We start from the raw sequence: 13074 nt of genomic DNA, 5'->3' as shown, positions 1-13074 counted from the left end.
AATAGCACGCCTTTTTGTTTTACTTCTCTAAAAATATGAGCACAGATTCCGCAATTTGTTCATAACCAATTTCTTGATAAATTTTATTAGATGTCGGATTCGCTAGATCAGTATATAACGTAGTCGTCTGATAGCCTTCATCTAACATACGTTGACTAAGTGCTGCTACACAATGAGATGCATACCCTTTTTTCCTTGCTTCTTTCGGCGTATATACGAAATTGACTGTTATATTATTTTTAGTTGGTCTCGTTTTTGCAGCTACAGAAACGAGTTTCCCATCTACTTCCAAACCAAACAGTCGATTTGTAGTTATTAATGTATACGCAGTTTGTTTTGCTTCTTCTTTCGTAGTAGGAAGCTTTACGTCTTCACAAAATTGATATATCCACTGTTCTATTAATGGTAATTCATCATTATTTACCGCTCGGAAAAGTCCATTCGCATTACACTTCTTCTTTACTCTGTTCAGCTCATACACACCTTGCTCCATTGCAACATTCGTTTTTTTATTTTCTAATACGGCAATCTCTTCCGCTAATTTCTGTACAATTTTCTTATTACCGATCAATCCAGGAATATCCGGATATACTTTCGTTAATTCTTTTGCAAGTTCCTCAATAGTTACTCCCGCAATTTCAGAAGTTGCAACAATGATTTGTTTCTTCTCTTCTGTTTGCAAAAATACAACCGCAATTTCTTCTCCTTGTTTCGCTATCCCCATAAATATCGGTTCTTGGACCATTTGTAATACACCTAATATGAGATTGTTTTCCTGCTCATTCTTTTCTAGAAATAGTGTAACATCTTCTTTAAAATGAAGAATCTCTTCATATACATGTAATTGAATCATCGACAATCTCTTCTCTCTATTTATATTTTAATTAAATATTGGCGATTAATTCATCAAATCCCTCTTTTACGATTCAATAATATTCAAAGCTAATGTATTCAAAGTATTTTCAGCTTGTAAAATTCTCTGTTTTTCCTTTTCAAATACATCTTCTTCTTTTTGAAATGACTCTTTTCGATTTTTGATCATGCGCTCCATCTCTTTTTTACTCGGTCCACCGTATACATTTCTTTTTTGAATAAAAGCTTCTGGCGATATAATTTCTTTCCATTCTTTTTCTAATAAATTTATTTTAAAATGTTCTTGCAAGTACATATTTACCTCTTTGAAGTGTAATTCATGTAGTTCTTTTTTCTGCTCCAATGACATATTTGCAATAGCACTTGCTGCATGATGAGCATGCCGAAATGGAATTTCATAGTTTTTTGTTAAAACATCGGCGAAATCCGTTATCGTTATTGCATGTTTATAGGAACGACTTTTTAACGTTTCTTCTTCTACTTTCATCGTTCGGATCACTGCATTCATCATACAAAAAACACGAATTGCCTTTTCAATCCCTTTATATAAATATGGCTGCAAGTCATCTTCCGTATCGACAATATCACCAAATGGTGTATTATGAATCATTTGAAATACTGTAAATGCTTCTCCTAAAGCACTACTCGTAATTGCACGAGCATGTTCAATTGAAACCGGGTTTCGTTTTTGCGGCATAATACTACTGATTTGTACATATGACTTTGCAACAGTAATACCGTCATATTCTTTCGTTGCTAACAACAAAAAGTCATGAATCCATCTACTCGTATTCGTCATCATTACCATAAGTAGCGAGCTAACTTCTAATAAATAATCCGCTCCAGCAACAGCATCATATGAGTTCTCAATTACATTTGTAAATCCAAGTAGATGAGCAACTCGTTCTCGTTTAATCGGGAAACTTGTTGTAGAGAGTGCAGCCGCCCCCATTGGAGACTGATTTAAAAGCTGGTACGTTTTTTTCATTCGTTCTAAATCTCTTTGCATCGTATCATAAATTGCTAACGTATAATGACCAAATGTTGTTGGCTGTGCTGGTTGTGTATGTGTATAAGCTGGCATGATCGTTTCCTTATGATCAGCAGCAAGTTGCAGTACACTTTCTTGCAATAACAAATGATGTTCTATTAATCGTAATACATATCGCCTTAAACTCATGCGATACATCGTTACGCCCATATCATTTCTACTTCTACCAATATGCATATTACTTACAAAATCGCATTTCGCTTCTTGAGAAATTAAATGTTCGACTAAAAAAAAGAGATCTTCATGCTGCTCTGTATAGAGCAATTGCTCTTCTGGAATTCCCTCTACCTTTTTTAATGCGTGTAATATAACTTTAGCTTCTTCCTTTTTCATTAAATTTTCTTCCGTCAGCATCGTAATATGTGCTTTATGCACTTGAAACATATCTTTCAATAAGTAATTTCGTTGAAATTTAAATACATGTTGTAATACACAATCCACATATGTTTTCCCAGGGAAATCAGCGCCTTCACTCTTTATAAACTCTTCTTTACTTTGTTTCATCACCTTTTCCCCTCTCACCTAAGTATTACTACCCATCATACCCAGAGATAGAAAAAAAGTGCTTGTACATAAAAATAAACTCGGTGCTCTCTGCACCGAGTTTATTTAATAAAAGTCGCATCATACTTATCACTTTGCAACACTTGGAAATGCAAGTTTGCTAAATGCTTCCGTATTTCTGCACTATCGTCTTCATTTAAATTATTCGCCAAAAACACAATTTCTGTACAGTTTCCACGTTTATCCATAGCATAAACTGCTTTTGTAACCGTCCATGGTGTGTAACCATTCTTTTGCCCCGCATGTCTGAATGTTTTACGGTATTTCTTGGCACTCATGTCTGTTTCAACGATATTTGCCCACACTTTTTCTTCAGCCTCTGTCAAGCCACCTTTATGGTTTGCCTTTTGAAGTAATACCATATAATCATTTGCAGAAGCTGCTGGTAATCTATCTGACCAAATTTTGTCGTAACGTTCCTCTAAATAAAGCGGAATTTCCTTCTGTAATAATGGTCCCTTCTTCTTTAAGCGTTCATGAATAATCATCGCATATTCACGATATTGCTTTTGAGACATTTCTTTTAACTTTTTCTCTATTTTATATTTTGGAACATGTAATTCTTTATGCAAATATCCCGGGATATACAAAGATGAAACGATTGGAAATAGTGGTTGATGTGCAGGAAGTGATAAACTTTGTAAATTTCGATTGATGTTATCTAATCCTAACAATTCCATTAAGTATTCAGCATTTGCATTCGAACTAAACTTAACCATTCCTTTTGCCACTTCTTCTAAAGAAACCGCTCCTTCAGTTATCTTGCCCGTCTTCTCCAAATACTTTTGCCATCTATCTTGTGCACCACCATCTGTATTCGGCACATAATAACGATTCACATCATTAATCGACACGAAACTAGAAGAATCAATTTTCCCTTCAGTAACTTGTTTCGTATATTCAAGCGCCACAATTAATTTCATCGTACTAGCAACTGGCAATACAACATTTGGGTTTACAGAATAAACAACTTTATCATTTCTCTTTACTAGAAGCGCACTATTTTTTTCATCTTTATGTTCTTCAATAAAAGATGCAATATACTGTGCATCATCATTATTTGAACTCCACACTTTTTTCACTAAAAAGTTACCCGATATTAGCAAAACGAAAATACCCACAACCACTGCGCATACTATAGTTTTTTTCAAGTAAAATTCCTCTCCTATTGTGTAACTCTTCTCTCTATCTTTAAAAAACAAAATAATGGAGATGGTTATTTAAATAACCATCTCCATTATTTTAACTTGTATACTCCTATTATGTCTACGTCATGATTTTCACAAAATCCTCAAGGAATTTTTTATAATGTAATGACCAACCAATTCGCACCCAATTTTTTAATGCTTTTGCATCAGGTTGAGGACGGAAATCTGCAATACTTTCTCCTTTTGCTATTCCCACTGTATCTACATCGACACGGCGATACACATAATCCAATATTGAAGGATTTGCGGCAACCATCATTGTAACGACGTCATGTACTGGACTTCCTTTTATTTTCGGATTTAATTTTCTATAAGCTTTATAATAATACGTAAAAATCGGTTCAATTAATTTATTAAAACTTGTTTTAGAATGTTTCGTAATATACTTTACCATTTCTGGCGTAATAATAGCTTCAGATGTAACATTGAGCGGCACCAGTGTCACATTCTTGGCATTTTGCATGACTAATTGCGACGCAATCGGATCACCATGAAAATTCGCCTCTGCGACTGGTGTAACATTGCCTGGCATTAAGAAAGCACCCCCCATTATATAATATTCTTTTACATACTTCATCATTGGCTTTTCTAAAATAAATGCTGTCGCTAATGTTGTTGATCTACCAGCATCGACTATTATTAATTCTCCTTTATATTTTTCAAGAATGTCAAAAAACTCACAAAAAGGCTTTATATTTGGAGAAAGATTTTTCGGTGGTCGAATTGGTCCTAAACCTTCCGCCCCATGAATTTCTGGATAATACGTTGTAATATCTCCAGATAAAGGGATTTTCGCACCATTAATAACAGGTATATCTTCCCTACCTGCTAACTGTAATAAATATGCCGCATTACTTGTCGCCTTTTCTTGCGTTACATTTCCATATCCTGTAACTACACCAACAATATCAATATCAGGATGCAACAATCCATACATAATTGCTAAAGAGTCATCAATTCCTGGGTCTCCTAAAAATAATACTTTTTTCATCGACCTCAACTCCATCCCCTCAGTTGTTATTAATTTATGAATAACCGTGGATATACAGAATAAAAAATGAACAAATTCACACAAAAAAACGCAGTCTTATAAGGACTACGTTCTTCAGCTAACCTATACTGTTTTTTTTACAGCACTCATACTTCCAATGATGTAAGCGATAAACGCAAAACAAATCGGGAAGACAACTGTATGTATACCGAACGGATTTGGATAGAAAAGATGAATACACATATATGAGCCTACCCCAACTAAAATAGACGCAAGCGCTCCTGTAGCATTTCCTTTCCTCCAATATAACCCTAATACGATTGGCCAAATGAATGCAGCTTCTAATCCACCGAAAGAAAATAAATTTAGCCATATTAAAAAATCTGGTGGTTTAATTGCCGCTGCATAAACGAGTAGTCCTACAATACCAGTAATCCACAAACTTCCTTTTTTTATCGTACTGTCTGCTGCATCTTTATTTATGTAATTTACGTATATATCTTTAATAATTGACGAGCTTACAAGTAATAATAAAGAATTTACTGTAGACATAATCGCTGCCATCGGTGCAGCTAAGAAAACTCCAGCTAACCAAGGTGGCAACACTTCCATCGCAAGTAGCGGCATTACTTTATCTGGTACCGTTATACCTGGAAGTACTACTCTTGCAAATACACCCGTTAAATGCATACCGATCATAATTGTACCTACAACAATCGTCCCAATTATTAACGCTTGATGCATCGCTTTTGAATTTTTATAAGACATGGCACGCACGCTAATTTGCGGCAAACCAACAACGCCAATTCCAATTAAAATCCAAAATGATGTAACATATGATTTCGTTAAACTGCCATCTGCTCCGAATGGTGTAATTAACTTTGGATTAATTTGAACAAGTTCCTGCATAATCTTTTCAATTCCACCACCAGCAATGACAGTAGCAATTAAAATGATTGTTGTTCCAACTAACATAATGATTCCTAATAATGTATCTGATAGAGCAACTGCACGAAATCCACCAATTAATACGTACACAAGTACAGAAAAAGTAAATAAAAATAGTGCTGTTGTATACGATAGCCCCGTTAGTGACTCGATTAATCGTCCACCACCGACCCACTGGGCTACTGTCGCTGAAAATAAAAAGATAATAATACATAACGCAGAAAGTATAACAACTGCTTTATTATTGTATCTCCCTTTTAAATAATCGATAAGAGTAATTGCTTCCATCTTCCTAGCGATAATTGCAAACTTTTTACCGATAACCGTTAAAACGATATACCCTGTTACAACTTGAATCGCAGATAACAGTACCCATCCAAGACCCATATTGTAAGCAATACCAGGGCCACCAATAAAGCTACTTGCACTACCGTACGTAGCAATCATTGTCATCGCTAATAATAAACCGCCTAGCTCACGCCCACCAAGAAAATATTCTTGCAAAAATTTATTATGAGCAGTTGCTTGCACGCGTCTTGAAGCATATACACCAATTAAAAATACAACGATAAACGAAATTATCATTGGAATGATTACATACCAATTCATCTATTATTCCTCACTTTTTTCTTCCTCATCGAGTGAAATATCTTGAAATACAAAACGAACAACTAAACTAAGTAAAATAACCATAACGATAAATCCAACGATACAGCTATAAAAAAACCATGCGGGAAAACCTAATACATATGTATATTCATTCGGATTTTTACTACCAAGCCCATAAGCAAATCCGTACCAAATTATAAAATTAATAATAGCAAGTCCAAGACCAATTAACGCTTCTCTATGGGCTATTCGAAAGCGTGGATCATCATGATAATCTTTCATTTTTACCCCTCCTCTCACGATGTATTATTGTACCATTGTTCTTCTAGTTTTTCCTACTAGAAAGCAAAAACAAGCAGGATTTTTTTATAATCATATAGAAGATTCTCTTACATTACATATTTTTTACAATTGTAATACAAATGAAATTTGAATTTTCAGTATTTCTTAATTATGATTTTAATTAGAGGCTTTCCATCTAGTTTCCACATCCTTGATTTCGGAATAAGCGCCGTCTCGTACTGCGTTTACATTATATTTTCAAGGGGGTTATACAATGAGTCAACTAGCTGTAAATCTTCATGAAAAGGTAGAGAAGTTTCTTCAAGGTACAAAAAAGTTATATGTGAATGGATCTTTCATTGAAAGCGCTTCCGGTAAAACATTTAAAACACCTAACCCAGCAACTGGCGAAACACTTGCCGTCGTTTCTGAAGCTGGTCGCGAAGATATTCATAAAGCTGTAGTCGCAGCTCGTATGGCTTTTGACGAAGGTCCTTGGTCTCGTATGAGCACTGCTGAGCGAAGCCGTCTCATGTACAAGTTAGCTGATTTAATGGAAGAACATAAAGAAGAGCTTGCACAGCTCGAAACATTAGATAACGGAAAGCCAATCCGTGAAACAATGGCAGCAGACATCCCACTTGCAATTGAGCATATGCGCTATTACGCTGGCTGGGCTACGAAAATCGTTGGTCAAACAATTCCTGTTTCCGGTGATTACTTTAACTATACACGCCATGAAGCTGTTGGTGTCGTTGGTCAAATTATTCCTTGGAACTTCCCGCTTCTTATGGCAATGTGGAAAATGGGAGCAGCGCTTGCTACAGGATGTACAATCGTTTTAAAACCTGCAGAACAAACTCCACTATCTGCTTTATACTTAGCTGAATTAATTGAAGAAGCTGGATTCCCGAAAGGTGTTATTAATATCGTACCTGGATTCGGTGAATCAGCTGGACAAGCTCTCGTTAATCATCCACTCGTTGATAAAATTGCATTTACCGGTTCTACTCCTGTCGGTAAACAAATTATGCGACAAGCATCCGAATCATTAAAACGCGTTACACTTGAGTTAGGCGGTAAATCACCAAATATCATCTTGCCGGATGCTGATTTATCTCGCGCGATTCCTGGTGCACTTTCTGGTGTTATGTTTAACCAAGGACAAGTATGCTCTGCTGGATCACGCTTATTTGTTCCGAAGAAAATGTATGATAATGTTATGGCTGATCTCGTCCTCTATTCTAAAAAACTAAATCAAGGTGTCGGTCTTAACCCTGAAACAACAATTGGTCCTCTCGTTTCTGAAGAACAACAAAAACGTGTAATGGGCTACATTGAAAAAGGGATTGAAGAAGGCGCTGAAGTACTTTGCGGAGGAAGTAATCCATTCGATCAAGGCTACTTCGTTTCTCCTACAGTATTCGCTGACGTAAATGATGAAATGACGATCGCAAAAGAAGAAATTTTCGGTCCAGTTATTTCTGCAATACCATTTAACGATATTGATGAAGTAATTGAACGTGCAAATAAATCACAATTCGGCTTAGCGGCTGGTGTGTGGACAGAAAATGTTAAAACAGCACACTATGTTGCAAGTAAAGTACGTGCAGGTACAGTGTGGGTAAACTGTTATAACGTGTTTGATGCAGCATCTCCATTTGGAGGATTTAAACAATCTGGTCTTGGCCGTGAAATGGGATCTTATGCATTAAATAACTATACAGAAGTAAAGAGCGTTTGGCTTAACTTAAATTAATGAGAAAGAACCTGACCTATCCGGTCAGGTTCTTTTCATTATGTATTCCTTTAAACTTGCAGTCCTCCGCTCACATTTAATACTTCACCTGTAATATAAGATGCGTATTCTGATGCTAAAAAAGCTGCTGCGTTCGCAATATCTTCTGGCGTTCCAATTCTACCAACTGGAATAGCACCAACCATCTTTTCTTTCACTTTATCTGGTATCGTTTTTGTCATATCTGTATCCATAAAACCCGGACAAATCGCATTACAAGTAATACCGAAGCTTCCAACTTCTTTCGCTGCTGTTTTCGTTAAACCGACAACTCCTGCCTTTGTAGCCGCATAATTTGCTTGACCTATGTTTCCTTCTCTACTAATTGAAGATATATTAATAATGCGTCCATACCCTTGTTGTCTCATGTAAAGAAGCGCTGGTTGCATACAATAAAAAACACCAGTTAAGTTCACTTGTAATACTTGTTCCCAAGCAGACTTCTCCATTTTATGTAACATTGCGTCTCTTGTAATTCCGGCGTTATTCACCAAAATATGTAATGTACCGAATTTTTGAACCGCATATTCAATTAACGACTTCGCTTCATTTTGATTACTCACATCACATCGATATGAGCACACTTCATATCCTTCATCTGATAACTCACGTGTCGTTTTTTGTAGATTCTCTTCATTTACATCGCTAATTAATACTTTCGCCCCTAGTTTTGCATAAACCCTTGCAATCTCTTTTCCAATTCCCTGTGCAGCTCCTGTTACAACAGCTGTTTTCCCATTTAAAAACTCCATTCCTATCCCCCATTTCTATTACTTATACTGTATATTTCGGCTTTTTGCTTTTCAATTCCTCTTTGTATAAAAAAGTCTATTTGTGTCAAACTAACTTTGCAACGTCGCATAAAGTGAAACTTTAATCAGTGGGAAGTTTGTTCATCCCCCACTGATTATCAGCCCTCACCAATCGGGCATTTACGGACAGTTAATCTCCCACCTAGCTTCTTTGTTCCATCTGAGTTTTAAGGTGGGAGTTTTACTACCCGTTATGCGGGATAAAGTGCAAGGAGATTGTGTCGAATGAACAAAAAAAATTTCAAACAAAGCAAAGCAACTGATGGCATTGATGTTGAGTTCTCTCGCGAACTCGCTGACCACAATGACTTAGAAGCAAACGCACGTGCAAATGCCGCTGATGCACGTCAAAAGCGCCAATCAACCGAAAAATAAGGTACATCACAACCTTATTCTTTTCAAAAGGGACCTACTACCCAACAAAATAAACCGAGAGACATCTCTCGGTTTATTTTCTATATTTTTTTGCATAATGAGCCAAAGTAAGCAACGGATATATATGAGCATAACTATGATAACGAATATAAAACCCACCTGGTAAACCTGTTCCAGTAGGATATTTTTCATTTATATAAGGGTTGGAGAGCAAATATGAAATACCTTTTCGAATAACTGGCGCTTCTTTATCATAGTAAGAAATGAGGGCATCTAAAGCCCATGCTGTTTGGGATGGTGTACTAAATGGTAAAGTAACGAACCTTTTCTCCACACTACTGTGGCAAGATTCTCCCCAGCCACCATCTTCATGCTGTATATGTTCAAGCCATAAAGCTGCTCGTTTCAATGATGGATCGCTAGATGGTATTCCTAGTGACCGTAAACCAGTCAACACTGCCCACGTACCATATATATAACAAATTCCCCATTTCCCATACCACGACCCATTTTCCTCTTGTGCATTCATTAACCAATTTATCGCACTTTGTTTTTGTTTCTCAGGCAATTCGTTTTGTGCATACGTCCCGAAAAACTCTAGCACTCTCCCTGTAATATCTGGTGTAGAAGGATCTGTAATCATATCACTTGCATTTTCGATTGGTAAATTTGCTAATATACGGCTCGTTACCCCTTTTTCAAAAGCTCCCCAACCACCATCATTATTTTGCAATCCTTTAACCCAATTAACCGCTCGCTTCCAAGCATTATCTACATTTTCGTTCCCTCTACTTCGCGCCAATGCTCTTAACACAGCAGTTGTATCATCAATATCTGGAATCGTCGTATTCACATCCGAAAAGCCCCAACCACCCGGGAAGAGATCCGGTGCATGTACACTCCAATCTACTTTCTTCGTTTGCTGTTTTCTTAGTAAATATGCTGATGCATTGTGAATCACTTTACTTGCTTTCGGAACTTGAGCTTCTTGCAAAGCATAACTGAGTAAAGCTGTATCCCATATAGTTGATGGAGAGTTTTGCAAATGGGTTCCTCTCTCCATCTTCCATATATAAGATGTAATTCCCATTATAGCCTTCTTAATAATTGGTGATTGAATAGAATGTCCTAATGCAAGTAAAGCATAAATCATATAAAACGAGGCAGTTGCGTAGCTATATAATGTTCCATTTTCATCAATACGCTCTTTCATAAAACGTTCTACTTCCTCATATCCTTTATGATGCAAAGAAAGTGGATACGTTATAATTTTCTTCACGTCACTTACTAACGTTTGAAAAACTGGAGACCGATCCTCTCGAAACCATTCTCCGCCCCCGCCTGCAATGTGATTTAAATTTGGCAATAACTTTTTCCCTACTCGAAACCTTTTATTTAAACACAACATCATTGGAATTAAATGAATACGTGCTGAGCTACTCAATTCAAATATACTGAGAGGGGAATCATTCTGCAGAAACATAATTGGTGTTGGCAAATGAAAAAGAGAAGGATATTCATATTCTCCATGAATCGCTAATAAAAACTTCGTCATAAAATGAGCACGTGCTACCCCACCGCGCTCATTTATAAACATTTCCGCTCGCTTCATATTCGCATCTTCTTTTGTATATTTTTCCGATGCAAGTAAGGCGGCATAAGATTGAATGGTAGCTGATAAATTACCTCCCACCTCATCTTCATACAATTTCCATGTTCCTTCATTTGTTTGAAGTGATGCTAATCTTTTCACAAACGGTTCTATCTCTTTATCTCTACCTAATAATTTTAATAAAAAAATCATATGGCAATCTGTTAATGGAGCTCCTTCAAAACAAAACCGCCACGTACCATCTTGCCGTTGCATTGTTTGAAGTGCAGTTGTTCTTCTCGCTATTTCTTCATGCACTTTTTCATATAATAACAAGTTACTCACCCACCCTTTCGAAATCCGTATAACGATATTCAAAAAGGTAGCTGAATATGTATAAAAACAAAGAAAAGCAGAACATATAAAATGTTCTGCTCATAAACAATACCCTACTCCGACAATAATTCCTAATAAAGCACCGACTACTACCTCATACGGTGTATGCCCAACAAGTTCATTTAACTTCTTATATTCTGTTTCTCTACCGTGAAAAAAGTCATTCAATATTTTTGCTTGTTTACTTACTGCAAGCCTTACTCCTGAAGCATCATACATAACAATAATGGCAAAAATAGTAGCAACCGCAAACATCGAGCTTTCCACACCTTCCACTACTCCAACTCCTGTAGCAAGCGCTGTAACTGTTGAAGCATGAGAACTTGGCATCCCACCTGAAGCAAAAAACTTTGCAAAATCAAATTCACCTGTTTTAACTAATTTAAAGACTACTTTCGTTAATTGTGCTAAAAACCATGAAATTACAGCTGCCATAAGCGGATCATTATGTAAAATTGTTTCCATGTTCTCAGCTCCTTACTAGCTATAATGGAAATCCTATATAGTATCAGTATAAAGAAAAATGCGTAGAAAATACTACGCATTATGATACTTTTGCTGATTTATTTTTTATAAATTTCGGTTGTTTCTGCACTAAAAACTTAGTCTTCGCTACCGAGAATACAAATAATGCAACCCATATACAGAAAAATGCAATCATATGAGTAGATGTGAAATGTTCACCAAATACGAATACACCTAAAATTAAGCTAATTGTTGGTGCAATATATTGTAAAAAACCTACCATATAAAGCGGAATAAGTTGGGCTCCTTTTGCAAAATAAAAAAGTGGTAGAGCTGTAACAATACCCGCTCCTATTAATAGTAATGTCGATAACATTGAGATAGAGCCAAATGAGCCGAAACCATGTACTCCTGTCATTACTAGATAAATAATCGCAAACGGCGTCACTAACATCGTTTCCATCGTAAGTCCAATTGTCGCATCATAGTTTAACAATTTTTTCGTTAATCCATATAATCCAAATGAAAAGGCAAGTGAAAGAGAAACCCACGGAATAGATCCGAAACGTACTGTTAAAATGATAACCCCCACTCCAGCTAAACCAACTGCAACATATTGCCAAAAGTTTAACTTTTCCTTTAAAACGACTGTACCAAGTAAAATACTAATAAGCGGATTAATATAATAGCCAAGACTCGCTTCAATAACATGATTATGATTAACGGCCCATATGTAAACAAACCAGTTTCCACTAATCAAGACTGAAGCTATTGTTAATGACATTAATAATTTAGGTCGTTTAAAAAGATTCACAAATTCCCCAATAAACTGGCGAAACCTCTTCGTAACACCTAATACGAGTAACATAAAAACAAACGCCCAAACGATGCGGTGTGCTAATATTTCATCTGCTGGAACTTCCTCAACCCATTTCCAATAGATTGGTAGTATTCCCCACATCGTATAAGCACCAGCCGCATATAGTATCCCTTTTTTTTGCTCTGCTGATTGACTCCCCATCTTCCTTTTTCTCCTCTTCTCATTTTTTCTCCATTATACGGTCTCACATGCTCACTTTACCAATAATCAATCTGCATTTCTTTCGACATT

12 protein-coding genes are annotated in these 13074 nt (G+C 36.3%); 2 read left to right on the top strand and 10 right to left on the bottom strand.

The genetic code is table 11. The annotated features are described in order from the left end of the window. Positions 1-19 precede the first annotated feature (19 nt). The 6 genes from HMPREF1014_RS06690 to HMPREF1014_RS06665 all read right to left on the bottom strand — a co-directional run bounded on the left by HMPREF1014_RS06690 (position 20) and on the right by HMPREF1014_RS06665 (position 6526). Positions 20-853, bottom strand: coding sequence for a GNAT family N-acetyltransferase (locus tag HMPREF1014_RS06690; RefSeq protein ID WP_000615386.1), 834 nt, complete (start codon positions 851-853; stop codon positions 20-22). Between the two features lie 66 nt (positions 854-919). Beyond that, complete coding sequence (gene argH / locus HMPREF1014_RS06685) at positions 920-2428, bottom strand: argininosuccinate lyase (RefSeq protein ID WP_000813990.1); 1509 nt, start codon at positions 2426-2428, stop codon at positions 920-922. A gap of 101 nt (positions 2429-2529) precedes the next feature. Next, positions 2530-3639 carry a serine hydrolase gene (locus tag HMPREF1014_RS06680; protein WP_000751376.1) on the bottom strand — a complete coding sequence of 370 codons (1110 nt, stop codon included), beginning with the start codon at positions 3637-3639 and terminating at the stop codon, positions 2530-2532. Positions 3640-3754: 115 nt separating this feature from the next. Beyond that, complete coding sequence (locus tag HMPREF1014_RS06675; RefSeq protein ID WP_080451403.1) at positions 3755-4702, bottom strand: nucleoside hydrolase; 948 nt, start codon at positions 4700-4702, stop codon at positions 3755-3757. A gap of 108 nt (positions 4703-4810) precedes the next feature. Further along, entirely contained in the window at positions 4811-6244 is a 1434-nt protein-coding gene (panF, locus tag HMPREF1014_RS06670; protein WP_001104815.1) for a sodium/pantothenate symporter, read from the bottom strand. A 3-nt stretch (positions 6245-6247) separates the two neighbouring features. Then, entirely contained in the window at positions 6248-6526 is a 279-nt protein-coding gene (locus HMPREF1014_RS06665; protein WP_000656239.1) for a YhdT family protein, read from the bottom strand. Between the two features lie 274 nt (positions 6527-6800). Here HMPREF1014_RS06665 and dhaS point away from each other — a divergent pair, with 274 nt between their 5' ends. Further along, positions 6801-8285: an aldehyde dehydrogenase DhaS gene (gene dhaS, locus HMPREF1014_RS06660; RefSeq protein ID WP_000080279.1), complete on the top strand. Its 1485-nt coding sequence runs from the start codon at positions 6801-6803 to the stop codon at positions 8283-8285. Positions 8286-8335: 50 nt separating this feature from the next. On the opposite strand, the gene fabG is transcribed toward dhaS, so the two are convergent. Beyond that, complete coding sequence (gene fabG, locus HMPREF1014_RS06655) at positions 8336-9076, bottom strand: 3-oxoacyl-ACP reductase FabG (RefSeq protein ID WP_000395038.1); 741 nt, start codon at positions 9074-9076, stop codon at positions 8336-8338. Positions 9077-9361: 285 nt separating this feature from the next. Here fabG and HMPREF1014_RS06650 point away from each other — a divergent pair, with 285 nt between their 5' ends. Continuing rightward, the gene (locus HMPREF1014_RS06650) at positions 9362-9511 is read left to right on the top strand and encodes a YfhD family protein (protein ID WP_001035815.1); all 150 of its coding nucleotides are present in this window, start codon (positions 9362-9364) and stop codon (positions 9509-9511) included. Positions 9512-9584: 73 nt separating this feature from the next. Here HMPREF1014_RS06650 and HMPREF1014_RS06645 read toward each other — a convergent pair whose 3' ends face one another. The 3 genes from HMPREF1014_RS06645 to rarD form a co-directional block, all read right to left on the bottom strand. Further along, positions 9585-11438, bottom strand: a complete 1854-nt coding sequence (locus HMPREF1014_RS06645; protein WP_000928153.1) for a terpene cyclase/mutase family protein — start codon at positions 11436-11438, stop codon at positions 9585-9587. A 99-nt stretch (positions 11439-11537) separates the two neighbouring features. Beyond that, positions 11538-11963, bottom strand: coding sequence for a divergent PAP2 family protein (locus HMPREF1014_RS06640; protein WP_000447820.1), 426 nt, complete (start codon positions 11961-11963; stop codon positions 11538-11540). Between the two features lie 79 nt (positions 11964-12042). Further along, the gene (gene rarD / locus HMPREF1014_RS06635) at positions 12043-12984 is read right to left on the bottom strand and encodes an EamA family transporter RarD (protein WP_000535538.1); all 942 of its coding nucleotides are present in this window, start codon (positions 12982-12984) and stop codon (positions 12043-12045) included. Between the last annotated feature and the right edge of the window lie 90 nt (positions 12985-13074).

It is taken from the genome of Bacillus sp. 7_6_55CFAA_CT2 (genome assembly GCF_000238655.1).
Lineage (GTDB): Bacteria > Bacillota > Bacilli > Bacillales > Bacillaceae_G > Bacillus_A > Bacillus_A cereus.
The sequence above is the reverse complement of the archived record's forward strand: the minus strand, read 5'-3'. Positions and strand labels throughout refer to the sequence as shown.

Bases quoted from the DNA above. Each gene is read 5' to 3' on its own strand.
- HMPREF1014_RS06690 (WP_000615386.1), bottom strand. From the start codon at position 853: ATGATTCAATTACATGTATATGAAGAGATTCTTCATTTTAAAGAAGAT.
- argH (WP_000813990.1), bottom strand. From the start codon at position 2,428: ATGAAACAAAGTAAAGAAGAGTTTATAAAGAGTGAAGGCGCTGATTTC.
- HMPREF1014_RS06675 (WP_080451403.1), bottom strand. From the start codon at position 4,702: ATGGAGTTGAGGTCGATGAAAAAAGTATTATTTTTAGGAGACCCAGGA.
- panF (WP_001104815.1), bottom strand. From the start codon at position 6,244: ATGAATTGGTATGTAATCATTCCAATGATAATTTCGTTTATCGTTGTA.
- HMPREF1014_RS06665 (WP_000656239.1), bottom strand. From the start codon at position 6,526: ATGAAAGATTATCATGATGATCCACGCTTTCGAATAGCCCATAGAGAA.
- dhaS (WP_000080279.1), top strand. From the start codon at position 6,801: ATGAGTCAACTAGCTGTAAATCTTCATGAAAAGGTAGAGAAGTTTCTT.
- fabG (WP_000395038.1), bottom strand. From the start codon at position 9,076: ATGGAGTTTTTAAATGGGAAAACAGCTGTTGTAACAGGAGCTGCACAG.
- HMPREF1014_RS06650 (WP_001035815.1), top strand. From the start codon at position 9,362: ATGAACAAAAAAAATTTCAAACAAAGCAAAGCAACTGATGGCATTGAT.
- HMPREF1014_RS06640 (WP_000447820.1), bottom strand. From the start codon at position 11,963: ATGGAAACAATTTTACATAATGATCCGCTTATGGCAGCTGTAATTTCA.
- rarD (WP_000535538.1), bottom strand. From the start codon at position 12,984: ATGGGGAGTCAATCAGCAGAGCAAAAAAAAGGGATACTATATGCGGCT.